The organism is Niastella sp. (assembly GCF_045805085.1).
GTDB lineage: Bacteria > Bacteroidota > Bacteroidia > Chitinophagales > Chitinophagaceae > Niastella.
Map to the genome: position 1 here is coordinate 1 of NZ_JBJMLX010000243.1, position 24,561 is coordinate 24,561.

Here is a 24,561-nt window from a genome sequence, read left to right on the forward strand (position 1 = left end):
CCACAAAAAATACCTGGCATTGGCCTACTGCATCCTTAACATATGCAGGAATGGTCTCGGTTGCAGTTTCCTGCAAAACAGAAGGAATTAAATATATGGTGCTTTCTGACTTTTTCATTTTTATTTCTCTGGTTCTCATTCTTAATTTCTATTCCATGCCAACCTTATCATCGCGATGATACAAACTTATAGTAGCTGCAACAACTGCATAAGCCGGCGCCAGCACCCAGCCAATAATAGGAAACAGGTGCATCAGGTAAAACACCATGCCATTGCCAATGGCCAGTCCCTTGTGTTTACTGATAAAAGCGATGCTTTCACCGGGCGACAGGCGGTGGCGTTCGCAGCTGTAATCCAGCATGGAGAAGCCATAATAATAGCATTCTACCAATACGGTGGTTACCGGTACTACCCAGCCTACAAGGGGAATAAAAGAAAGTATCAGTAATGAAACGGTGTATACAGATTGCCACAGCGTGTTCCGAAGGGCCAGTTTAATGCCCCGCACGATGTCGGCAAACAGTTGTTTAAAGCTGAAAGGAAAATCTTTTCCTTCCATAATGGATTCGGTTTTTTCGCTCAGGTAGGCAAAAACCGGTGAGCCAATAATCAGGAACAGGTATTTGAACAGGGAAAAATAGAACAGCATCATGATGAGCCGCACCATAATTTCACCCATCAGGAATATAAAACTCAGGATCTGGCTGCGTTGCGAATGCACCCAGCGGTCGATGCCCAGCCAGTGATTAAAAGCGGAAACAACCTGGCTGCTGGAGACCCAGAAGAAATAAAAACCCGCAATGAACAACAGGGTGTAAAAGATCCCGGGCACTATGATCCATTTCCAAAGCTTGTGCTCCCGGATAAAACGATGTGCCCTGGCATATGACTGAATGGCGGTAACGATTTCTTTCAGCAAGTTTTATAAATTTGATTTTTCTGTATCTATTGTTGGGCGGGCTCAAACTTAGTAAATATTTTAATTAGGACATGGAATGAATCCGCAATCAGCCAATTTTGATTATAATACATGCTTATAGGTTATTATATTAATTTCATTAACGCCAATGAAAAAGTTAGCAAGCGGGTTCTATAATCGTGCCGATGTGGTGAAGATAGCGAAAGAATTGATCGGCAAAATACTGGTTACTCAATTTGGGGAAGTAATAACCTCGGGCAGGATTGTAGAAACCGAAGCCTATGCAGGCGCTATTGACCGGGCGTCACATGCTTTTAACAACAGAAGGACCAATAGAACGGAAGTGATGTACCAGCCCGGTGGTGTTGCCTATGTATATCTTATCTACGGTATCCACCAATTGTTTAATGTGGTCACCAACGTAAAAGATACTCCTCATGCCATCCTGATCCGGGCCCTGGATCCTATACACGGCATTAATACCATGCTGGAGCGGACCGGCAAACACCGGGCCGACTATACCCTCACCAAAGGCCCGGGCAATGTGTCAAAAGCGCTGGGAATAAATACCGGTCATACCGGCGTCAATTTGCTGGGCGATGAAATATACATTGCCGAAGACGATTTTGTAGTCGCTAAAAAAGACATCATAGCCACCCCGCGTATTGGCGTTGATTATGCCGGCGAAGATGCAAAACTACCCTACCGGTTTATACTAAAAGACAATCCATATGTAAGCGGAAAGAAAGCACAAAACGCTGAACGCGGAACGCAGAACGCTTAACGCGAATCCCGCAATTTATCGGAGGGTATCTCTGCCCTCTGCCCTTGCCCTTTTGCCTCAAAATAAAAATGCCGCCAGAATTTATCTAACGGCATTTCCATTTTATCTATTGAATATCTTATGTTGCTAGAAGTGCGGACAAGGAATGCCTTTATAACCCGGCGGGCGTTTTATAAAGATGAGTGAGATCTCGATACCCCCACGGCTTTGTGAAGCCGCTTTCAGGCTCGAAATATTAACATCATATGAAGCACCCAGTCTGAACCCGCTAAACTCCAGGCCAACGTAGGGGATCAGGGCGTCGTTCACGTTGTTGAAACGTGTCCATAAACCTGCGTAAAAGCTGGTGGGGTTTTCTTCATCCTCGTTCACATTGAATCCCACAGCACCACCGGCTACAACATTGGTAGCACCTGCCTGCCGGCTGTACAATGCACTGAAATAAAGATTACGGGTATTGTCGGCAAGGGGCAAAGAACCACCCGCGTTTACGGTTACCCGCGGATTTAATGTATAAAAGATATCGCCGGTAAATGATTCCTTTGGTTTATTAAGGTGATAGCCGGATACGCCGAGGTAGTAGTTGTTATAACCATCGGTAGAACCATTGAACAGGGCGCCTACTGACACATCGAAGTAACTCAGGTTAATTTGACGGTCATTAATGGTTTCACCACTGGGGTTGGTCCAGCCGCCAAACTGGTCAAGCTCATCTTCAAAGTTCAGTTTGGTGCCATCGAGCCTTTTTGTATTGTAAGTACCCTGAAAGCCGATACCAATTGAGTTCAACCCATCTTCATCGATACCCTTGTGGTACGAAGTAGATACGGAGAGCAAATTAGTAGATAGGATACCGTTAGCTGTTTTATCTGTCATTGCCAGTACCCCTATTCCCCATGTATCCAGGTCTGAGATCTTGTTACGCAAAATAGGCGCGTCAAAAGAAACAGTGGATGTAACAAAAGCCTTACTGATTGCGGGCCATTGGTCACGGTAGTTACCGGCTATGCGGAAATCGCCGTTGAATTTACCGGTCAAAGCAGGGTTCAAAGTAAGGGGAGAAACAAAGAATTGTGAAAAATTGGGGTCTTGGGCTACCGCAGTTTTCAGCAGGGTGCAAAGTAGAATCGCAATATAAAATTTCCTCAATCGCATAAATGGTGAGTCTAATAACAAAATACGAAAAAAAAACGACACGTCAGAGCATATAACGGTACAATCAAGTATTAATTTTTCGCACGGGAATAATTACTTAAAATTAGAAATGGCTAATGTATACTATATTTTTAAAGAAAGGGTTGGCACAGGAAAAGATAGTGCTTTTGCACTAGTAAAAAGCGATAGTATTTTTACATCTGCACCTTGGTTCCGAATGCCAGATCGCCGGCGTCTCCCAGTCCGGGAACAATGTATCCTTTGGCGGTCAGTTCTTCGTCAATAGCTCCGCACCAGATCTTAACATTCGGCTCACTGCGTTGCACATATTCTATGCCCACGCTGCAGGCAATGGCTGCTACTACGTGTATTTCGCGCGGGTGTCCTTCTTCACGCAGGTATTGAATGGTTTTTACCAGGGAAGAACCGGTTGCCAGCATGGGGTCTGAAATGATCACCACCCGGTTTTCGAGCTCGGGGCAGGAAATATAATCCAGACTGATCTCAAAGCTGCCATCCAGATTGTGTTTACGGTAAGCCGAAATAAAAGCGTTGTCGGCCTTGTCGAAATAATTCAGCAAACCCTGGTGCAGAGGCAGCCCGGCCCGCAAAATAGTGGCCAGTACCGGTTGTTCCTTCATCACCCGGGTAGGGGCGATGCCCAGCGGCGTTTGTACGTCTTTTTCTTCATACACCAGCTTGCGGCTGATCTCGTAAGCGGCTATTTCACCAATACGTTCCAGGTTACGCCGGAACCGCATGCGGTCCGTCTGAATTTGAACATCCCGGATCTCGCTGATCCAGTCACAAACCAGGGAACATTCATTACTAAGGTTGATAACCATGAGAAGAGTTTTGGATTTTGTATGGCGATATATGAAATTTGACGGGCAAATCTATTCTAAAATATTCTTTTTTAATACCAGAAATCTACCAAACGTTATGATATATCGGGCAATCGGCTTAATGAGCGGCAGTTCTCTCGACGGATTGGATATCGCTTTTATTGAATTTCACGAAAGTAAAGGCGTGTGGGAATATGAAATAAAAGCGGCGGATTGCTATCCTTATTCAGAAGAGTGGGCGAAAAAACTAAAAGGCGCCATTGACCTTAACGCATTGGATTATCAGCTGTTGCATACCGAATACGGACATTATATCGGAGAGCAGGTAAATGCGTTCATCGAGCGCCATAACCTGCAGTACCAGGTACAGTTGATCGCCTCTCACGGGCACACTACCTTTCATGTGCCTGCCAAAAAAATGACCGGCCAGCTGGGCGATGGCGCTGCCATAGCTGCCGTTACCGGTATTAATGTCGTTAGCGACCTGCGCGCCATGGACATTGCCCTCGGCGGACAGGGCGCCCCCATTGTTCCTATTGGAGAGAAATTGCTCCTGGGCAATTACACCTTTTTCCTGAACGTGGGCGGAATTGCCAATATTTCCTACAATCATCCCGATAAATACCTCGCCTTTGACGTTTGTCCGGCCAACCGGGTCATGAACATGCTGGCGCAGGAAGCGGGCAAACCTTATGATGACGGCGGTCAGCTGGCCGCTTCAGGCACCGTGTATACCGGTTTGTTGAAGATGTTGAATGAGCTGGAATATTACCAGCTGCCCTATCCCAAATCGCTGGCCAATGATTTTGGTACCGATGTGGTGTACCCATTGTTGACAAGCAGCAATGCATCCACCGAGGATACCCTGCGCACCATGGTTGAACACATTGCCATCCAGATCAGCGGGCAGGTAAAAGCCATGCTGGAAAAACAGCCATTAGCCACTACGGAAAAGAAGCTGCTGGCTACCGGTGGCGGCGCCCATAATACCTTCTTACTGGAACGCTTACAGGCTACGTTACAGCCCTTAGGCGTGGAAGTAGTGACAGCTGAAAAGAATTTGATCGACTTTAAGGAGGCGCTCATTATGGCCCTGATAGGCGTTCTGCGCTGGCGCGAAGAAAACAATGTACTGTCTTCAGTTACCGGCGCCACCCGTAGTAGCATTGGTGGTGCGGTATGGATAGGACAGGAAGCGTAGGGTAAGTTAACCAGTTGATCAGTTGACCAGTTAACCAGTTAACGAGGAAGAAAAGTTGATAGCGTTGATAAAGTTGATAAGTTGATAAGTTGACAAGTTAACAAGTTGACAGGTTGAAAAGAAGGCGTGAGGTTGGAATTTCGGGAATCCTTTCACGTTTGACGTTTGACGTTTCACGATTCATGAGAAACCTGTAACTTGTAACTCCAACTCAAGTTGGAAAACCTCAACTGTAAACCGGCGACCGGCAACAGTATAAAAGACCTTATCATGAAACAATTCCTTTCTTTATCCCTATCACTCCTGCTATTGATAGCTGCAAAGGGCCAAATCACCCCCAGCGAAAAAAAGTACTTCAAGATATTAGAAAAAACTTTCAATGAACAACAGGCATACAACACTGTTTGGTTTGTTGAACAACGCTGGCGCCTGGCCGGTAACAGCGGTTTTAATGAAAGCATTTACCAGGTAGAAAAAATACTGCAACAGGCCGGCTATACAAAAGAAACCAATGGCGAAGCAACGGCCACGCTTACCTACCGCATTGAAAAACGCCCCATGAACCATGTTACCTGGGAGCCCGTTGATGCCAGTGTATATATTGTTGGCGACAAAGAACCGCTGTTGCAATTCAAGACAAATCGTAATATGATTGCGATGTATTCGGCATCTACACCCGCAGAAGGCGTAACTGCTGAGCTGGTGTACATTGGCAAAGGCAGCGCCAAAGAGATGGAGGGAAAAGACCTGAAGGGGAAAATTGTAATGGCCGAAGGCGGTATTGGCGGGGTGTACGATAATGCCATTAAGAACGGCGCCGTTGGGGCAGTGGCATATTCCATGCCCAAATACAACCAACCGGCGAAATATACCAACTCCATACAGTTCCAGGGTATCAGCTATACAGATTCGTTGAGTCAAAAATGGGGCGTACTGTTATCGTATGCAGCAAAAGAAAAACTGAAAGCCGCGCTGGAAAAGGGACCGGTATCCCTGAAAGTGACGGTTAACACAAAGATCTATGCGTCGGAAGAATTGACACTGGTAGCCAATGTGCGGGGCAAAACAAAACCCGATGAACGGTTTGTATTCAGTGCGCATGTACAGGAGCCGGGCGCCAATGACAATGCATCCGGTGTGGGTACGCTGGCCGAAATGGCGCGAACCACAGCTGAGCTGGTGCGAAAGAAAAAAGTAACACCACAACGCACCATTACCTTTTTGTGGGGCGATGAAATTGTTTCTACCCACCGGTATATAAAGGATGATTCAATAAGAGCGAAGGGCATTAAATGGGGCCTGAGCCTGGATATGGTAGGGGAGGATATTCAAAAGACCGGCGGCACCTTCCTGATTGAAAAAATGCCCGATCCCTCGGCTATATGGACGCGTGGGAACGAGAAACACACCGAATGGGGTGGTGGCGAGTTACAGGAATCAAACCTGTTCCCGCATTATTTCAACGACCTGCTGTTAAACCGGTGTTTGTATGAAGCCGTAAAAACCGGTTGGACGGTACGCACCAATCCCTTTGAAGGGGGCAGCGACCATACGCCTTTTCTGAATGCAAAGATCCCCGGTTTGCTGATGTGGCATTTTACGGATGTGTTCTATCATACCGATGTCGACAGGCTCGATATGGTATCGCCCATCGAAATGAAACATGTTGCCAAAAGCGCCCTGACCACCGCCTATCTGCTTACCACTGCCAACGATAAAACCGCCACAGCGCTTATCAAAGACATTACCCGCAATGGGTTACAACGGTTACAAACAGAATTTGAACTAAGCAAAAAAGCCGTACAGGCCGGTAATGAGAAAGCGAAAGAACAGCATATCCTGGAAGTGTGGTGCGACTGGTATGTAAAAGCGTTGGCAACCGCTATTGATATTCCCGCATCAGCCGCTGGTAAACAAGTGCAACAGGCTATTGAAAATGGTCAACAGCAACTTAGGGAGCAAATGGGTATATATGTTTCTCAGTTGTAGTTGACAAGTTAACCAGTTAACCAGTTGACCAGTTGACCAGGAAGAAGAAAGTTGATAGCGTTGACAGGGTTGATAAAGGGCGAAGGATGAAATGAGAATAAAAATAGTGAGGAGTGTTACCCTGTCGCGAGCCCTTTCACGTTTCACGTTTGCCGTTTCACGATTAAGCGAGGCTTGAATTTCGCGAGGCCAAAAAAAAGCACCGGTATAACCGATGCTCTTGTGAAAATCTCTATGTAATAGTTGAATGACTGGACTGCTAATTACTTCAGTTTGTTAACTGTTGTTTCTTCAACATATGTATGGTTTCTGCTGATAGCGTATACTTCAGTTGAATTGTTTTTCTTTGATCTAACTGATACGTTTAATGCAGTATCACCAAACTCTTCAGACTTCAGCATGAATTTTTTGCTGATGTTAGCGCCTTTGAAGGTATTTGCATAAATCACATTACCAGCTTCATCACGGAAAGTCACAACGATCTCATCCTCTTCTGAATTGGTCAGGTCTAACTGGAATACAGGTTGATTCTCCAGGTTTCCGATGAACTTCAGTTCTGTTGTATGATTGGTTTTATCTTTTTTATCTCCGTCGTTTGCGAGAATTACAGTGGAAAAGCCTAAGGTTAAAGCAATTAATGCTATACCAAAATTCCTCATTGCCTTTTTCATAATTGTAAAGTTTATATATGTTATTGATCTGTTACTACGTCGTGTTATTGAAGCTACAATCGCGTAATATGGAGTTTTACAATCGTGGAAGGCAATCAATGCGTAGGCTAAGCGGAGGGAAGCAACGTATTTTTACCAGAAGAACACCGGTTGGTGTTTGTTTGTTACGTTTCGTAATGCAAACATACAACGGGATATCGCCACCCAAAAATCAACATAAGGCTGTTTTTAGGATGGGTAAGGTCCGAATGAAAATACAAAACCCGCTGTGGTAGCGGGTTTTGGTATAAAAAGGTCATGATGTCCAACCGTTATTCACGTGCTTTATTACTTATTTTTTCTGGATCTTCATTTTCCTGTTTCCTGCACTTATAACATACATACCTGGCTGTAAATGAGCCACATCAAGCTGTATAATTGTATTTTTCGCCGGGGCCGACAAAAACAAACGTTTTCCATAAAGATCTGTCAGCGCCACCCGTTCACCTGGTATAACACCCGCTACCTGGATAATAGTTGTAACAGGATTAGGATAGCCCTTTAAGGATAAGCTATCAAGATATTCAAATGACTGTATGGTTGAATAACGCACTTCCCCTGAAGAGAAGGTTATTTTTAACCGGTAAAACGATTGGCCGGGTAAAGGCTGCGCATCAATAAAGGAGAACATAGCTGCGTGAAAATTCTGTTGTGGTAAGCCTTGTACCGGTTGCCACTTCATTCCATTTACCGACCGTTCAACAGAATATGTCACTCCTTCATCAGTTGTATTCAGCTTCCAGGAAAGTGCCGCTGAATGATTGGCGCCATTGGCTAGCCGAAATTGCAAAGCCTGCGTTGATAATACAGTAGGGTCTAAATAAGAAACGGTCATACTGATGTAATTGATCCGGGCGGCAGGGAAGAGAGAGACGGTGCCGTGAATTTTGGCTGAGATGGAAAAACCAAAGTTATTGCTGTTGATATCTGCCGGCGACCAACTGATACCCCAGAGATCACTATTGCTACCGTACGTAGCATTGCCATCTGAAGAAGGCCATTCGGTAGAAGTATGCGCCTCGTTAATGCCAGTGAGGGCTCCGCCTTTCATAAGGCGCACATCGATATCCTTTACGCTGGATGTATGAAACAACAGATCCACATTCGAAGCGCTTCTTACCACTGTCGCCTGTATGCCACAAATGGAAGCAGCTGTAGGAATATTAAATCCGAAACCTTTAACCTGCAGGTAATCAGTTGTTTCGTCCCCAAATAACTGGAGAAGTGATGTGGCAGTAGCCCGGCTGGCATCATTGGCCAGTGCATTTGATGGGTTGTTGAAAGAATAAATGCTTGCGCCGGTTGATACGCTGGCCGAAACGGTGGGGTTGGCAGTGGTGTCAATACATTGAGCCTTTACAAAAGAAGCATTGAAACATACAAAGCAAAATAAGAGCATGGCAATCTTGTTGCCGTGGAGTACGGGTACTGGATACATGGTTATGGTGTTAATTAGTGTAGGTATTAAAACACCGATTGTATACAGAAGAACCAGTACCTCGAGGTAGAACTATATTAATTAAGTGATATGTGTATTTATAAGTAAGTGTTACGCCTTATTCGTGTATGGGTTACGTATGTATGGAGGGGTATATTTAAATGCCTAAAACCGACTTCAGCCTGGCATATCCGTTTTTACTAACTGGTACCTGTGCCCCGGTTTTTAACTGGGCCAGGTAACTTTCTTTTTCATAAGGATCGATGCGGGTAACCAACTGCACGTTAACCATATACGAGCGGTGAGTGCGTACAAACTGTTGCGGGTTCAATACTTTTTCAAAGTGCCCCATGGTTTTATTTTTCAGGAAAGCGCCTTCTTTTGTGTGGATCTTTACATAATCATCCGCTGCTTCCAGGTAATGCACATCATCAATAGGAATGATCTTTATTTTATTACCGGTCTTAACCACAATGCGCTGGTTTTGCTGGGGACCCTGCGCTGCAGTATCCAGCAGGTCGCGGGTATTGTTAGTAGCCGCGGCGGTATCACGCTCTGTTAAGCGTTCGATGGCTTTATCAAAACGTTCCTGGCTAAAGGGCTTTAACAGGTAATCTACGGCGTGGCTTTCAAATGCTTTTATCGCATATTCATCAAATGCAGTGGTGAAGATCACAGCTGGTGGCTGTTCAACCAGCTCCAGCATTTCAAACCCATTGATCTTGGGCATTTGAATATCCAGGAAGATCACATCGGGCTGGTGTTGCATGATCGCCTTCATGCCTTCAAAGCCATCGTTACATTCCTGCATTACCGTAATGGAAGGGTGGTTTTGCAGGTATTCTTTTACAACCATCCGGGCCAAAGGTTCATCATCTACAATAATGGCTTTTTTCATCTATATGCGTTTTTTCTATTGTTAATACAAAGTTCGGGAACGATTATAATGGCTGAGGAATTTTTATAACAGTGGTAAACTGGTTATCGGTATGGCGGGTGTTCAGCAGATCATTCCGCGCAAATAATAAATACAATCTTCGTTGTATCGAACTTAATCCAAAACCAGTTCCCTGTTTGGGCGATGAGGTTTCGGGATCAAAGGGGTTTTGAATGGTGATCACCAGGTAATTGTTTTCCTGCGTAGCCACAATGCTGATGGTCACGGCGTCGGTAGTATCGTACAACCCGAATTTGATGGCATTTTCAACAAGGGGTTGTAACAGCATACTGGGCAATTGCAGTTTATCGCAGGTTTCACTGAGAACGGTGGTGTTTAACCGGTGGCCGAAGCGCACTTTTTCAATATCGAGATACAGCTGTAAATGTTGTAATTCATCTTCCAGGTTTATCCACTGGTTATCTTCTTTTTTCAGGGTCCCTCTTAAAAAATCTGACAACTGTTGTATCATTTTCCGCGCCTGGGCCGGTTGAATGGTTATCAGGGCGCTGATTGAATTCAGACTGTTGAATAAAAAATGGGGTTGTAACTGTTGACGCAGTTTATACAACTCTGCCTCACGGGCCATTTTCTCCGCATCGGTTTTACGATGCTCACTGTCTTTTTGTTCTTCCAGAGTATAGAACAACTCACTAATCAGGGCTACACATAAGGTTATCAGCAAGGCAATATCAAACCGGATAGACATAAACCGGTCGAGGAATTGCAGGTACCCGGTTTCATCGGGATAAATGTTTTGCATGACATATTTCACCATCACGCTCCACAACCAGGCTTTTACTGCACAAACGATGATGAGATAAATGTACTTTCCCTTTTTGGGCCGGTAATACTTAAGGTTATTAATAACAAGAACGGTGATCGCCGCTAACAAAAGATTGCTCACCAGGCTGTCCATAGCGGCTATGCGCCCGGGCAGTCCCCAATCCTGCAATATTTTAACCTGCATCAGCGACCAGGCAAGCCAGGCTGCTACGAAAATGATCTTGTTCTTGAATGTGCCAAGTGGTGATAGTGCCACGTTTGATTAAAGTTGGTTATAGGTAAGATACTAGAATAACTGTAAATACTTATGCGTATTGGCAGCTTTAATATGAGCGGCTTTTTTATTTACCAGATCAATATACGAACCGGCATTACCGGTTTCCTGTATCCGAGAATATAATTCAGCACCGTCAATAAGCGCTGATATTTTATACAACTCACATACATTCACAAACTGCCAGGTCACCAGTTTTTGTTGTTGGTTCAGGAACATCTCCTGCTCCTGTTCACCTATTGCTTTTGCTTTATCAAAGGCCTCGTTTTCGTCAGCGGCCTGCACCAGTCGCAACTGTTCGTCAAATTGGGCGGTGTGATCACCTTCTCCGCAAACGATTTGGTATACTATTTTTGCCAGGAACCAGTTCATATCATAGATTTTTAATGGTTGGGAGGAATAAGATTATTAGTAACTTTTTATTTCAAGGCCACCGAAGAAAGTAGTACCGTTTAAAATAAGTACTTTATTCTCGTCATAGTGGGCCTGTGGTGGGCGCTTGTCTTCAATGCCACCAAAAATGGCGATCATTTCAGAGCGTATTTGCCAGTGGGGCGGAATGATGAGTTTGGCGCCACTGAATATTTGGGTCATCTCGATAGTTATTGCTCCATTGAAATCGGTCTGGGTTAGATCTATTTCTACTCCGCCGAAGATGGATACCACATCACCGCCTTTAAAGTTTTTTGAATATACCCGTTTTTTGATGTTGCCAAATACAGTCACCGCTTCTACCCAGTTGTCGAAGCCCCCTTTTGAGTCGGGGTTATTGGGAATGGTGGTGTTCTCAGGGTTTGGGTTGTCAGTTACAGGAACAGATTGAATAGGCTCTGTCTGTGAGGTGTTTTGCCAGCCCTGGTTATGGGCCCAGCTTTTCCATTCAGACCTGCGCCAGTCTTTTTTATCAGCCCAGTTCCGCCATTCGTCTTTACCCCAGCCTTCTGCTTCCTTCATTTCCTTAAATTTTTCCCAGCGATCGTGCCACATGCGGTGCCGGCGGGGGGCTACAATGATTATAAAACCTAAAACTATAATGAGAATTGGCCAAAGGAACATGTAGATGCTTGTGTTGGGCCATATTCTTTGCAGCAGGAATACGGTACCTACGCCTGAAATAACTACCCAACCCGGATCGCGAAAGCCATTACCGGCGCCAGCCAGTAAGCCAAATGCGATCACGATCATTGGCCAGGTGAACATCCATTCAGGAAAGGGGACGCCAAAGGCCTTTGCCAGTAATAAGCCGCCAACGCACATTAACAGCAGGCCGGCCAGCACACTACCGCTTCTTTTTCCTTTTCTCAGCCCCGCCTTCCTGTTTTCTCTTCTAAAGGCCTTCCGCTGTTCCTTGAGTGATTTATCGCGCATTTGATTAATAATTTTACACAAAGCTATCCCGCGCAGGGTCATCAGGCAAGCGCAGGCCGACAGGGGGAAGGCATATGTCGGTAAAACCGGAGAAATTGCCGGTAAAAACAGTTTTATGTTTCAAGTTCAAAGTTTCAAGTTCGGGGAAGTAATGCTGAGCGGAGTCGAAGAAGCTGGTTCTTGAGTTATTGAGTTCTTAAGTTATTGAGTTGTGGGCAGGAAGCATTTGTTCGCGATTCCAGGGCACATTGCCGGGATATCACCGAATCCGCGAGCTACTGCGCAGACGGTTTTCCGTTTCATGTTTCACGATTAAGCGAGGCTTGATTAGCGCGAGGCTAAAATTGCCGACTGCCGATTGCAGACCTAATTTAACTCATTGATACCATTAATACTCCGGGACAACTTACTCCTGATCCGGCTAAGCGTTTCCAACGTCATGCCCAGGTAAGAAGCAATGAATTTCAGGGGAACCCGGTTCAGCAGATCGCTTTTAGTGGCTATAAAATGTTTGTATTTGGAAGTGGCTTCCATCAGGCGGGCAATAAAGGCCCTTTCTTCCGCCTCGCGATAATTCCGCTCCAGTATTTTTCTGCCAACAATGTTTGCTTCGGGAAAATTATCATACAGGTATTGCAGGTCATCAAAGCTCAGGGTCGATAATTCGCAATCTTCCAGCGCCTGAATATTTTCGCGTGCAGGTTGCTGTAAGCCAAAACTGGTAATGCAGGTGGCCAGTTCCTGTTCACCCAGGATCCAGGTGGTGATCTCTTTTTTTTCTTCTTTTATATAACTGCGTAGAATGCCTTTGCGAATGAGGTATACATTTTTGCAAACGGCGCCGGCCGAAACCAGCATTTCACCCTTGTTCAATTGGCAGGGGTAGGCTTTTTGATTAATAAATGCCTGAGCCTCGGTACTTACCGGGTGTACGTTCTTTACAAATAGTGTGAAGGGAGATTCGGGAATGATAGTTTTAGATAACCATTCTTCCACTCCATGCGTTGGGTTTACTGTTGTTATCGGCATCACGTAAGGTTTTGGTTCCAGAATTGGTATACGGCTTAAACCTTTATTGCTTCAGAGGAAAGGCGCAGGTAATAGTAAATGGTTGCTTCTAAAGATATAAAGAATATTTTAGTAAAACAGTGATTTATCTGTGAAGTCACCTAATATCTCCATTGTCAGGGTGCTATCAGTTTAAAGGCATCCCCGTCAAACAGCCCCAGGTCGCTTAATTTCAAATGCGGTATTACCAGCAATGCCATAAACGACAGCGTCATAAAGGGAGCTGAAAGGGTGGAACCCAGTGATTTGGCCATGGCATCGATGGCAGTATAGGAGCGGGCAACCTCATACCCGTCTTCAGCGCTCATAAGGCCGGCAACCGGCAAAGGCAATACCTGCAAGCCCTGCGGGCCCACGCAGCTTACGCCGCCTTGTTGCGCTATTACCGCATTTACCGCCTGGCACAGGCTTTCATCATCAACGCCCACCGCTACAATATTGTGACTGTCGTGCGCTACGGAAGAAGCGATGGCCCCTTGTTGTAGTCCTGTATTTTTTATAAATGCCAGCGCTACTACGGCATCAGTATAGCGGTTCACTACAGCCATTTTTAAAATATCCCTGTCCGTATCACTCACTAACTGCCCATCATGGGTTTTGGGTGATAGCATCAGTTTGTTAGTGATTAACTGTCCGTCCAGCGCTTCAATAACCGGGATGATTGTTTCACCTTTCCACGGCAGTTGAAAATCGGCGAGGGTCTTTGCACTGCAATTGAAATTATTAATGTGGCTAGAGGTTTGTGAGGCAATGTTGGAGGTGCCGTTTTCAGCCACCAGTTCTCCATTGATATAGGTTTGCAGTACATTGAATTGTTGCAGATCGCTGGTAACAATAAAGTCAGCCGCATCGCCAACCCGCAGTAACCCAACGGGAAGGTTGTAATGTAATACGGGGGTTACACACGCAGCCTGCAATACCTTGAACACGTCGATGCCTTTAGCAACTGCCCGGGCGCACAACTGATTTATATGACCAGCCACCAGGCTATCAGGGTGTTTGTCATCACTGCCAAACATAATGTCTTCAGGGTGATCGTTCAGTAAATCGATCAGGGCTTCAAAGTTGCGCGCGGCGCTTCCTTCGCGGATGATGATGCGCATCCCATATTCCAGTTTATCCAATGCCTCTTCGCGGGTAAAACACTCGTGATCGGTGCTGATGATCACATTGCCCGGTTCACCGGCTTCAATATACAGACGGGCCTGGTCGCCGCGCAAACCCGGTGCATGCCCATCGATGGGTTTGCCTGCCCGGCGGGCGGCCCATATTTTATCCATCACCACCTGGTCGTTATACAACACACCCGGGAAATTCATCATTTCACTTAAATAGTGAATTTCTTCTTTTTGTAAAAGGGCCGCTACTTCAGCCGTATCGAGGGTAGCGCCGGCTGTTTCAAATGTAGTGGCGGGTACGCAACTGGGCGCGCCAAAGAAAAATTTAAAGGGAACCGTTTTACCATTCCCTATCATGTATTCAACACCCTTCATGCCGCATACATTGGCAATTTCATGCGGATCACTGACGGTGGCCACTGTACCATGTACAACTGCCAGCCGCGCAAACTGACGCGGCACCAGCATGGAACTTTCAATATGCACATGACTGTCGATAAAACCAGGCAAAATATAGTGCTGTGCGGCGCTTTCGTCATCAATGGGAGTGATGCTTTCTATTTTACCGTTACCTACGGTTATAGCTGCGGCATATATTTTTTTCTCCTGGGTATCTACCAGCTTGCCCGTTATAGTGAATTGCATAGTATCCGATTATTGGTGAAATCTAATTACAATCTTCTGTGTTGCAATATTAAATTAAAAAGAGGTCAGGTGTTTTGTAATATTGATAGAACGATATTCTCGTTGCCCAAACAATAGCTTTAACTTTTTGTTAGCAGCATACATTTTGCCACGGCCGGTAACCGTGGCAACTTTATTGTTACCTGAGTTTGTTTGTAACGGTTGTTTCTTTAATTTGATGCCTTAATCAGGTATTATGGAAATTAGCAAAGGAAGAATCAGCCTGGCCATTTTATTGATGGTTGCAGGAACGCTTCATGCCCAGCAGGTGATCGTAAACACGGTTGGGAAGGATCCATTTGTTGGAAAGACCACTGAAGTGGTGTACAAGGCCAAGGAAGGCACCTGGACGTTTCAGGGCTTTAACAATGCGGTTATTAAAACAACGTACAAACCGGCCGACTACAGCAGGAACGAACAAATTTCAGATGCCGTTACTGTAAAACCACCGGCTGTTGGTACCAAAGTGACGGTGGCGCAATCGCAAACAGTGGAATGGGATAACCTCACCAGCGTGGTGGTGCAACGCGAGAAGCTCTATTATAAAACAGGCAAGGAAGTAAAGGTAAAATCCGCTTCCTATTTTGCGCAGGGCGATACCCGTGGGTTCCGTTTTCAATTGTTCAATGACGAACAAATATTCGGTGGGGGCGAACGCGCCGTAGCCATGAACCGCCGCGGCCATCGCTTCAATTTGTATAACACCGCTTCGCCGGACTACGGACTGGGCGCCGAAAACCTGAACTTCTCAGTGCCCTTCTTTATTTCTTCTGCTAGTTATGCCCTGTTTTTTGATAATCCATCCAAAGGATATGCAGATCTCGGGTTAACTGATAAGAATACTCTGGAAGCCGGTTTTAGCAGCGGTGAACTGACTTACTATGTGGTGTTTGGAAAGAACCTCGATGAGATCATGGCCAATTATTCTTCCATCACGGGTCGTCAGCCATTGCCTCCCCGTTGGGTGTTTGGCAATTTTGTCTCCCGCTCTGGCTACCGCAGCGAGGAACAGGTACACCAGGTGGTGGGCAAAATGAGGCAGGATAATTTCCCCGTAGATGGCTTGCTGTTTGACCCCTCCTGGTTTGGTGACAACGTGAAAGGCTCTATGGGTAACATTGATTGGGTGAACATGCAGAAATGGCCCAATCCCAAACAAATGCTCACCGATCTAAGAACAAAAGATAATGTAAAATCAGTTCTTATAACCGAGCCCTATATTTTACAGAATACCAAAACCTACGCCGAGGCCACGCCCTTCCTGGCAACCGGCGCCGATGGCGGCCCCATGATGGTGCCTGATCTTTCTTACGGTACAGGTGGACTTCTCGATATTTTCCGCAAGCAATCGCAGGACTTCATCTGGAAGTCGTACAAAAAGCAGGTGGCTAATGGCGTAAGCGGCTGGTGGCTCGATCTGGCAGAGCCAGAAAAGCATCCGGCCAGTATGATGCACAACCTGAAAGATTATGGTGTTGCCCGGCCTATGGGCGCCGATGAAGTGCATAACGTGTATGCGCATTACTTCAGCAAAATGTTCTTCGAAAAATATTCATCCGATGTAAGCGACCAGCGCCTGTTCCTGTTAAACCGCTCAGGGTTTGCAGGCAGTCAACGGTATGGCGTGTTACCCTGGTCGGGTGATGTGGCGCGTAGCTGGGCGGGTCTGAAATCGCAGCCCCTGGTTTTATTGGGAATGAGTTTGAGTGGCCTGCCTTACATCCATTCCGATGCAGGCGGTTTTGCTGCTGCCGAAGGAGCCGATCCCGAACTGTATACCCGCTGGTTACAATTTGCAGCCTTTACGCCCGTGTTCCGTCCTAGTGGAACCACGTTGGAAGAGCCTTATAAAAGCATTGCGGGAAATTATACAAAACTGCGTTACCAGTTATTGCCATACAACTATTCATTAAGCTACGATCAGGCAGTGTGGGGCAGGCCGTTGATGCGTCCTTTGTATTATTACAGTTTTGCTGATAGTGTTGCCTTAAAAGCAGAGGATGAGTATTTATGGGGCGATAATTTACTGGTAGCGCCCATCACCAGCCAGGGCGCCACTGCCCGCATGTTGTATTTACCAGCAGGTAAATGGTACAGCCTGGCCAATAATTCGGTTACGGATGGCGGTAAATACATCAATCAGCCGGCTGATATAAAACAACTGCCGGTATTTGTACGGGAAGGCGGCTTTGTTCCTTTGTGGTTCTCAAAAGATACCATCAAATCAACTGAAACATTCAACTCAAAAGACATCACCATCCGGTATTATCCATCTGCCTATGCTTCTACTTATGTCTGGTACGATGATGATGGCAGCAGCACCAGAACACTGGAGCGTGCAGATTACGAACTGGTGACCTTTAAAGGAATTACCGAAGGTAAAAAAGTTACGATCGATATCGCTACCAACAACCCGAATCAATACGGAAAGAAATTCAAACGCACATTCAGACTCGAATTACCCGTTGCACTCGCAGGCGTGGCAACAGTTAATGGTAAACCCGTAGACGCGGGTAGTTTTGGTAAACAGCCCGATCCTTTTCAACAGCTTTCTAATGAGTTTCTAACGGTTGAGTTTAACGGAAAACCGGTGAAAGTGGAGATCACGCTGAAGTGAGTTGACCAGTTGATCAGTTGACCAGTTGACGAGGAAGTGATAGGTTGATAGCGTTGACAAGTTAACAAGTTGACAGGTTGAAAAGAAGGCGTAAGGTTGGAGTTTCGGGAACCCATTGCCGATTGCCGATTCACGATTGCCGACTATGCAATTGTGTGAATAAAATAATTCTAACTAAACAAATGATAGTCAGCAAAAGAGATAATTGAGTTAATTACGTTGCGTAGATATCCTATACAAATAAAATCACTTTGGCACGCGGCGTGCTTTTGTATAGGCGTAAATCCATCCCTTATGAAAAAGACAATTGTCTTTACACTGGTTATGCAGTTGATTATTTACCTGCTAATTTTTTTGATAGCATAGTTTATTATCCTGTTACTAAAGCGGTTTGGTCTTTGACCGGACCGCTTTTTTTTAAGGCGCAAGATACCAGGTTCAAGCCTTTAATGCTTATCTAATAAGTCAGGGCGGCGGTCTTTAGTACGCTGTAAGGATTGTTCATAGCGCCAGTCGTCTACTTTTTTAGGATCGCCGCTTAACAGGATGTCAGGTACTTTCCAGCCTCTGAAATCGGCCGGGCGGGTATATACAGGGGGAGCTAATAAATTGTCCTGGAAGGAGTCCATGAGGGCCGAGGTTTCATCATTTAACACGCCGGGCAATAGGCGGCCTATGGCATCCACCACAATAGCAGCAGCCAGCTCACCACCACTTAATACGAAATCGCCAATAGATATTTCGCGTGTAACAAGGTGTTCACGTATGCGCTCATCGATGCCTTTGTAGTGGCCGCAGATGATGATGAGATTTTCTTTCAACGACAGTTGATTGGCGATCGACTGGTTGAACCGTTCGCCATCGGGGGTCATAAAAATAACTTCATCGTATTGACGGTCTTTCGACAGCGACTCGATGGCATTGGCCAGCGGTTCGCACATCATTACCATGCCCGCGCCGCCGCCATACTGGTAGTCATCCACCTGTCCGTACTCATTAACGGCCCATTGGCGCAGGTGATGCACGTGCACTTCCAGCAAACCCTTTTCACGGGCTCTTTTCATAATGGAATGCGAAAAAGGGCTTTCGAGTAATTCGGGCACAACAGTGATAATGTCAATACGCATAACACAAAGATAATAGTTACAAGTTTCAAGGATTCAGGTTACAGGGCAGAAAGCATTTTTTGTATTTCCCTGAAACCTGTACCCTGCAACCTGTAACTGATTGCAGGTAACTAGTCTATAAATTCATCCAGATCTCTTCTGTCTTTCTTGGTTGGCCGGCCAATTTTGCTGAGGCGTTTACCGGTATGAAAGCTCGAAGCCTGGAATTGTAACCGTTCCAGTTCTTCAGCCGGGGTAATATCGATGTAATATTTGATGGCTTCGCTGTGTGCTACGCGATTGTGTAACAGATCTGCTACCTTAACACGCCAGCGGCGGGCTTCCGTTTTTACGTCGTATTCATCGCCCACATGTACCTGGCGGGAGGCTTTTACCTGGTCGCCATTGAATTTCACCTTACCGCTATCACACGCTGCTGAAGCCATGGAGCGTGTTTTAAATAAGCGAATGGACCACAGGTATTTATCAATTCTAAGCTTTTCGTTTTTTTCTGTATTGCTGCTCATAATTCCTCTTTTCTTTCTTCTCAAAGATACAAAAAAGGCAGTGGTCGTGAATGGTGAATGGTCAATGGTGAATAAGACCCCGATTCGCGAGATTAATAACTAATACGGGAATCGGAAATTTCATGAGCCCATTCACCATTGACGATTGACCATTGACAATTAAGAGGCAAAATATTTATGAAAATAAGGGATCGTTTCAATGCCCTTGTAAAAATTAACCAGGTCGAATTTTTCGTTGGGGGAATGCAGGTTATCGCTATCCAGCCCAAAACCCATGAACACGATCTTTACACCCAGTTCTTTTTCCAGAATGGAACAAATGGGAATACTGCCGCCGCCGCGAACAGGAATTGGCTTTTTGCCAAAAGTAGTTTCAATGGCCATTGCCGCAGCCTGGTAGGCTTTTGAATCGATGGGTGTCATATAAGGCTCCCCACCATGCAGGTTATGCGCTTCCACTGTAACGCCCACCGGTGCTATTTTGCGGAAGTACTGCAATAACATATCTGTTATTTTTTCAGATGACTGGTTAGGCACCAGGCGGGCTGAAATTTTTGCATATGCTTTTGAAGGCAGTACGGTTTTGGCGCCTTCGCCGGTATAACCACCCCAGATACCATTTATTTCAAGCGTAGGGCGAATGCCGGTGCGCTCGTTGGTGGTATAGCCTTTTTCACCCCACAGTTCTTTTACGCCCAGGTCGTTTTTATATTCATTTTCATCATAGGGCGCTTCCGCCATCAGTTTTCTTTCTGCAGGCGTTGACTCAACTACGTCATTATAAAAACCGGGAATGGTGATGTGGTTATTTTCATCATGGCAACTGGCGATCATTTTGGCCAGCATAGTGATAGGATTACCTACTGCGCCACCATACACCCCACTATGCAGGTCGCGGTTGGCGCCTGTTACTTCAACCTGGATGTAAGCAAGACCGCGCACGCCAATATCGATGGACGGATTTTCCATGCTGATCATGGAACTGTCGCTGATAAGGATCACATCGCATTTCAGCAGGTCTTTATGCGCTGCAACAAAATCGGCGAGGTGGGGGGAGCCGACTTCTTCTTCACCCTCTATCAAAAACTTGATATTGTTTTGAAGCGAGTTGGTCTTTGATAATATTTCAAGGGCTTTCACATGCATGTAAAACTGCCCTTTATCATCAGCAGATCCCCGGGCGTAAATACGGCCGTCTTTGATCACCGGTTCAAACGGACCGCTGTGCCAAAGATTTAACGGATCCGGAGGCTGCACATCATAGTGGCCATAAACCAGTACGGTTGGTTTGGAAGGATCAACGATCTTTTCAGCATATACTACCGGGTGGCCCGCTGTTTCATATACATTGGCCGAAGCAGCACCGGCTTCCAGCAACCGTTGTTGTACTTTTTCCGCACATTTTCTCATATCATCCTTATGGTCGCTGTTAGCGCTTACAGAAGGAATGCGTAACAATTCCAGTAATTCATCCAGGAAGCGATCTTTGTTCTTCTCCTGGTAATCTTTCCAGGCTTGCATAATCATGAGTTTATTTGAGTAATTAGTTTCTTAAAGAATGGTAGGCGAATATAGTGAAACCAATTGGCAATGAAGGGGCGGAATCGGCAGAAGGCAAAGGGCAGAAGGCAGAGATGAAAAGGCAGAGAAAAGAACCAGCATTCGGTAGTCTTGAAACGGCAAAGGGCGGAATCGGCAATCCGCGACACAGCAAACTTATTAACATGTTAACTAGTAAACTTGTCAACTCCGTCAACCCTATCAACCTCCTTCTTTATTTCTCCTAAGCTTGTTCTTCCTCGTTAACTTGTCAACCCTATCAACCTCATTCTTTATTCTCCCTAACCATCTTCTTCCTGGTTAACTGGTCAACTGGTCAACTGATCAACTCGTTATCACAAACTATGCTTCTTATCCTTAAGCACATTCTCCAACGTCCATTCAATCCGCTTTTCAAAGGGGCGTTTGCGAACGGTGCAGTCGTCTTTGGTGCAAATGCTGCACGAAAAATCAAGACAGGGATCTGTATGTACGAATAACTCAAACACGGTACCGAATTCTCTTTTAATAAGGCTGCCCAGTTCTTCCACTTCTTTATGCGCTTCCACCACATTCAGGTACCAGGGCACCGTAAGGTGACAGTCGATATGAAACTGGCCGCCATATTTTATCACGCGCAGGTTGTGCAGATCGATCCAGTTGGTGCGGCGGTTGGCGTTCAGGACGGCCAGCATTTTTTGCAGCAGTTCTTTATCGGCTTCATCCATAATACCAGCCAGGGAGTGCCGCAGGATCTGGTAACCGGTACCGATAATGATAAAAGCAAAAATTATAGCGGTTACACTATCCAGCCAGTTGAGATGGGTGAAGCGGATCAACACCAGCCCCAGAATAATTCCCAGGGTAGAATAGGTATCTGTTTGCAGGTGTTTGCCACTGGCGGTGAGTGCGAGGGAATTGTTTTTCTTACCAATACGAATGCTGATAAACCCTACTACAAAATTTATCAACGCGGTAAAGGCTACCAGTAAAATACCCCGGTCGAGCTGTTTTAATTCGGTGGGATATATAAAATGAAGCACTGATTCGTAAACGATCACCAAACCGGCCACAATAATGAGCGTACCTTCAACAGCGGCCGATAAAAATTCAGCCTTACCATGACCGTATGGGTGGTTTTCATCGCGCGGTTTAGCCGCCACATATAAACTGTACAAACCAATAAAACCGGCAATTACATTTACCGTGCTTTCCAGGGCATCGGTTAATATGGCTACTGAGCGGGTTACCCAAAATGCCACTATTTTAATGATGAACAGCAGTACGGCTACTGTTACCACCCATTTCTGTATTCGAAGATTTTCCCTGCCCGAGTTCAATTCCTGTAGTTTGCGCGAAGGTAGGTTTTCAGCGGGCAATGAGCAAAAGGTGATATACAGAATGGAAGTTTAGAGGGACTGGAAGGAAATCAACCCCAGACTATTTTTACCGGATACTGGAAGAAATTTGAATCCCGGCTTAGAATTGTTAAATTTTCTTTGATTGCCTGGGCGATAAGAAGCCTGTCAAATGGATCCCTATGATGAAGTTCGAGATTTTTTAATCCCTTAATATGGTCAAAAGTAATAGGCAGTATTTCAATATCGTTCGCCGAAAGATAGCTGGTCAGCTCTTCAAATGGAAATTTTAGATGGAGCCAGGAACCATAAGAATGTATGTGTGTCTAATAAATAAACCATTACATGTAGTCTTTAAAATCATCCAGCGGCTCGTCAAAATCAGGAGACATTTCAATTAACCCTTTGGCGCAGCCAAATTTTCGTTCTGTGACTACCTTCTCTTTTTTAGTTTTTGTTTTCAAAAATTCCACAAAATCTTCTACTTCCTTCTTAAGATTGGGGGGAAGGTTGGAAATAGTCGAATATAGTTGCAGGTCTGTCATTAAACCAGATTTCTATAAAGATAAAAATCGTTTTATTAACATTGGTGTTTAGTCTGCAACGATTGACCCCGCCCTACCTAGGTTCAGTCGGGCGGGCCCATTCACGTCCCTAACTCGCAGGCGCCGCTTCTTTTGCGGCACCATTTTTCTTCATAATTAATTTGCGAATGGCTCTGAAGGCACGGTAGTAAAACTCTTTATTAAACAATTGTGAATCGTGCAATGCTTTGTAAATAAGGAACAGGCCAATGGGCAGCAACACGGCAGTGGCCAGCCACATGCCCGCAACTGGCTGCAACACATCTTCCTTCACAAACTTTTTTCCAAAGTTGTTCAACAGGAAAAAGATCACAAAGAACACCACGGCAAATACCACCGGGGTACCAATGCCACCCTTGCGTACAATAGAGCCCAGCGGCGCGCCTATGAGAAACAATACCAGCACCGCTATTGACATGGTGATTTTCTCATGGTAGGTCATCAATGTCATGCGCAGTTCTTTTCTTTTGCCATCATAATCCCAGGATGGTCCCTCGATGCTGTTTTTTACATAACCGGCATAGGCATTGGTCTCATCCAGTACCTTCTGCTTTACCCCTACAGGGGTAGCATCGGTTTTATGCACTTTTAAACTATCGGGCAACAGGTCGAGAAAGGTTTTGGCGCCTTTTTTAATAGGCGGTGCTTTTACGTTTACCCAACCGGTATCGAAGTATTTTGAGAAAGTAAGATAGCCTTGCAGCTCGCGCTGGTCGCGCTCTTTGAAGGCACGCAGACTTTTGTCCAGTGAATCTACATTCTTGCTCAGCTGCCGCGTACTTAACATTTCATAGCGGTCTTTATAGGTGCTGTCGCTCGTACGGTTCAATGCCAGCGAACTCAGGTCCAGTACTTTTTTATATTCTTTAAAGCCGAGGCGAATAAAATCGGTGTTGTTGCCATAACGATTGCCGCGTTCTTCATACCGCCAGCCATTGTACAGGGTAAATTCCAGAAAGCGCTTGTCGGCAGAAATACGCATAATGCCTTTTTCTGCTGCTACGATATTATCCTGGGGGCCCGTGCTGGTCTCATAAATGATCACATTTTGTAAAATAGTATCATTTACTTTTTTCGACACCTTGATGGCATAGTCGGGAATGGTGGTATAGAAAACGCCTTCTTTCAGATCGAAGGCTGGTTTTTTATTTACGAGGTCGTAGTGCAGGGTTTTCATGCGCAGGTTGGCTACCGGAATAACATAGTTGTTAAACAGGAATGCCATACCTGAAAGCAGGGCGGCCACTACCGTTAAGGGCAGCATGAAGCGCAGCAGGCCAATACCGGCCGACTTGATGGCTACCAGTTCAAAGGTTTCGCCCAGGTTGCCAAAGGTCATAATGGATGAAAGAAGGATGGCCAGCGGCAAGGCCAGGGGAACCAGCGTGGCGCTCAGGTAAAGCACCAGGCGAAGCATGGTATAGGTGTCAATACCCTTGCCTACAAAGTCATCGATCCACAGCCAGAAGAACTGCAGGATCAACACGAACAGGGTAAGGAAAAAGGTTGCGATAAAAGGTCCGATAAATGATCGCAAAACCAATATGTCGAGTT

At 45.6% G+C, this 24,561-nt stretch carries 22 protein-coding genes; 4 read left to right on the forward strand and 18 right to left on the reverse strand.

From position 1 onward, the window contains the following. Positions 1–148: 148 nt before the first annotated feature. Entirely contained in the window at positions 149–919 is a 771-nt protein-coding gene (locus ACJ751_RS12390) for an EI24 domain-containing protein (protein WP_407745811.1), read from the reverse strand. Positions 920–1,067: 148 nt separating this feature from the next. Between ACJ751_RS12390 and ACJ751_RS12395 the strand changes: the two genes are divergently transcribed. Continuing rightward, complete coding sequence (locus ACJ751_RS12395; protein ID WP_407745812.1) at positions 1,068–1,703, forward strand: DNA-3-methyladenine glycosylase; 636 nt, start codon at positions 1,068–1,070, stop codon at positions 1,701–1,703. A 126-nt stretch (positions 1,704–1,829) separates the two neighbouring features. On the opposite strand, the gene ACJ751_RS12400 is transcribed toward ACJ751_RS12395, so the two are convergent. Continuing rightward, on the reverse strand, positions 1,830–2,858 hold the full coding sequence (locus ACJ751_RS12400; protein WP_407745813.1) for a PorP/SprF family type IX secretion system membrane protein: 1,029 nt from the start codon (positions 2,856–2,858) through the stop codon (positions 1,830–1,832). A gap of 194 nt (positions 2,859–3,052) precedes the next feature. Next, positions 3,053–3,703: a uracil phosphoribosyltransferase gene (gene upp / locus ACJ751_RS12405; RefSeq protein WP_407745814.1), complete on the reverse strand. Its 651-nt coding sequence runs from the start codon at positions 3,701–3,703 to the stop codon at positions 3,053–3,055. 97 nt (positions 3,704–3,800) lie between these two features. Between upp and ACJ751_RS12410 the strand changes: the two genes are divergently transcribed. Together ACJ751_RS12410 and ACJ751_RS12415 are read left to right on the forward strand one after the other, a co-directional pair. Next, entirely contained in the window at positions 3,801–4,904 is a 1,104-nt protein-coding gene (locus ACJ751_RS12410; RefSeq protein WP_407745815.1) for an anhydro-N-acetylmuramic acid kinase, read from the forward strand. A 270-nt stretch (positions 4,905–5,174) separates the two neighbouring features. After that, the gene (locus ACJ751_RS12415; RefSeq protein WP_407745816.1) at positions 5,175–6,893 is read left to right on the forward strand and encodes a M28 family peptidase; all 1,719 of its coding nucleotides are present in this window, start codon (positions 5,175–5,177) and stop codon (positions 6,891–6,893) included. A 263-nt stretch (positions 6,894–7,156) separates the two neighbouring features. On the opposite strand, the gene ACJ751_RS12420 is transcribed toward ACJ751_RS12415, so the two are convergent. From ACJ751_RS12420 to ade, 8 genes are all read right to left on the reverse strand, one after another. After that, complete coding sequence (locus ACJ751_RS12420; protein WP_407745817.1) at positions 7,157–7,564, reverse strand: hypothetical protein; 408 nt, start codon at positions 7,562–7,564, stop codon at positions 7,157–7,159. A gap of 331 nt (positions 7,565–7,895) precedes the next feature. Continuing rightward, the gene (locus ACJ751_RS12425) at positions 7,896–9,041 is read right to left on the reverse strand and encodes a T9SS type A sorting domain-containing protein (protein ID WP_407745818.1); all 1,146 of its coding nucleotides are present in this window, start codon (positions 9,039–9,041) and stop codon (positions 7,896–7,898) included. Between the two features lie 157 nt (positions 9,042–9,198). Further along, positions 9,199–9,939, reverse strand: coding sequence for a LytR/AlgR family response regulator transcription factor (locus tag ACJ751_RS12430; protein WP_407745819.1), 741 nt, complete (start codon positions 9,937–9,939; stop codon positions 9,199–9,201). Positions 9,940–9,982: 43 nt separating this feature from the next. Further along, a complete protein-coding gene (locus tag ACJ751_RS12435; protein ID WP_407745820.1) occupies positions 9,983–11,020 on the reverse strand; it encodes a sensor histidine kinase in 1,038 nt (345 codons plus the stop codon). 30 nt (positions 11,021–11,050) lie between these two features. Next, positions 11,051–11,410, reverse strand: a complete 360-nt coding sequence (locus ACJ751_RS12440) for a DUF4288 domain-containing protein (protein WP_407745821.1) — start codon at positions 11,408–11,410, stop codon at positions 11,051–11,053. 36 nt (positions 11,411–11,446) lie between these two features. Continuing rightward, positions 11,447–12,406, reverse strand: a complete 960-nt coding sequence (locus tag ACJ751_RS12445; protein ID WP_407745822.1) for a LiaF transmembrane domain-containing protein — start codon at positions 12,404–12,406, stop codon at positions 11,447–11,449. Between the two features lie 366 nt (positions 12,407–12,772). Further along, complete coding sequence (locus ACJ751_RS12450; RefSeq protein WP_407745823.1) at positions 12,773–13,435, reverse strand: Crp/Fnr family transcriptional regulator; 663 nt, start codon at positions 13,433–13,435, stop codon at positions 12,773–12,775. Positions 13,436–13,590: 155 nt separating this feature from the next. Continuing rightward, positions 13,591–15,237, reverse strand: a complete 1,647-nt coding sequence (gene ade / locus ACJ751_RS12455; RefSeq protein ID WP_407745824.1) for an adenine deaminase — start codon at positions 15,235–15,237, stop codon at positions 13,591–13,593. Positions 15,238–15,472: 235 nt separating this feature from the next. Here ade and ACJ751_RS12460 point away from each other — a divergent pair, with 235 nt between their 5' ends. Beyond that, a complete protein-coding gene (locus ACJ751_RS12460; protein ID WP_407745825.1) occupies positions 15,473–17,893 on the forward strand; it encodes a TIM-barrel domain-containing protein in 2,421 nt (806 codons plus the stop codon). A gap of 446 nt (positions 17,894–18,339) precedes the next feature. On the opposite strand, the gene trmD is transcribed toward ACJ751_RS12460, so the two are convergent. The 7 genes from trmD to ACJ751_RS12495 all read right to left on the reverse strand — a co-directional run bounded on the left by trmD (position 18,340) and on the right by ACJ751_RS12495 (position 24,544). Then, positions 18,340–19,020 (reverse strand): tRNA (guanosine(37)-N1)-methyltransferase TrmD, encoded by a 681-nt coding sequence (gene trmD, locus ACJ751_RS12465; protein WP_407745826.1) that lies wholly within the window; start codon positions 19,018–19,020, stop codon positions 18,340–18,342. A 110-nt stretch (positions 19,021–19,130) separates the two neighbouring features. After that, positions 19,131–19,526: an RNA-binding S4 domain-containing protein gene (locus tag ACJ751_RS12470; protein ID WP_407745827.1), complete on the reverse strand. Its 396-nt coding sequence runs from the start codon at positions 19,524–19,526 to the stop codon at positions 19,131–19,133. 159 nt (positions 19,527–19,685) lie between these two features. Then, positions 19,686–21,047, reverse strand: a complete 1,362-nt coding sequence (locus ACJ751_RS12475; RefSeq protein WP_407745828.1) for a dipeptidase — start codon at positions 21,045–21,047, stop codon at positions 19,686–19,688. Between the two features lie 374 nt (positions 21,048–21,421). Then, positions 21,422–22,444, reverse strand: a complete 1,023-nt coding sequence (locus tag ACJ751_RS12480) for a cation diffusion facilitator family transporter (protein ID WP_407745829.1) — start codon at positions 22,442–22,444, stop codon at positions 21,422–21,424. Between the two features lie 50 nt (positions 22,445–22,494). Then, positions 22,495–22,743: a type II toxin-antitoxin system VapC family toxin gene (locus tag ACJ751_RS12485; protein WP_407745840.1), complete on the reverse strand. Its 249-nt coding sequence runs from the start codon at positions 22,741–22,743 to the stop codon at positions 22,495–22,497. Positions 22,744–22,764: 21 nt separating this feature from the next. Further along, positions 22,765–22,968: a DUF2281 domain-containing protein gene (locus tag ACJ751_RS12490; RefSeq protein WP_407745830.1), complete on the reverse strand. Its 204-nt coding sequence runs from the start codon at positions 22,966–22,968 to the stop codon at positions 22,765–22,767. Positions 22,969–23,077: 109 nt separating this feature from the next. Continuing rightward, positions 23,078–24,544, reverse strand: coding sequence for an LptF/LptG family permease (locus ACJ751_RS12495; RefSeq protein ID WP_407745831.1), 1,467 nt, complete (start codon positions 24,542–24,544; stop codon positions 23,078–23,080). Between the last annotated feature and the right edge of the window lie 17 nt (positions 24,545–24,561).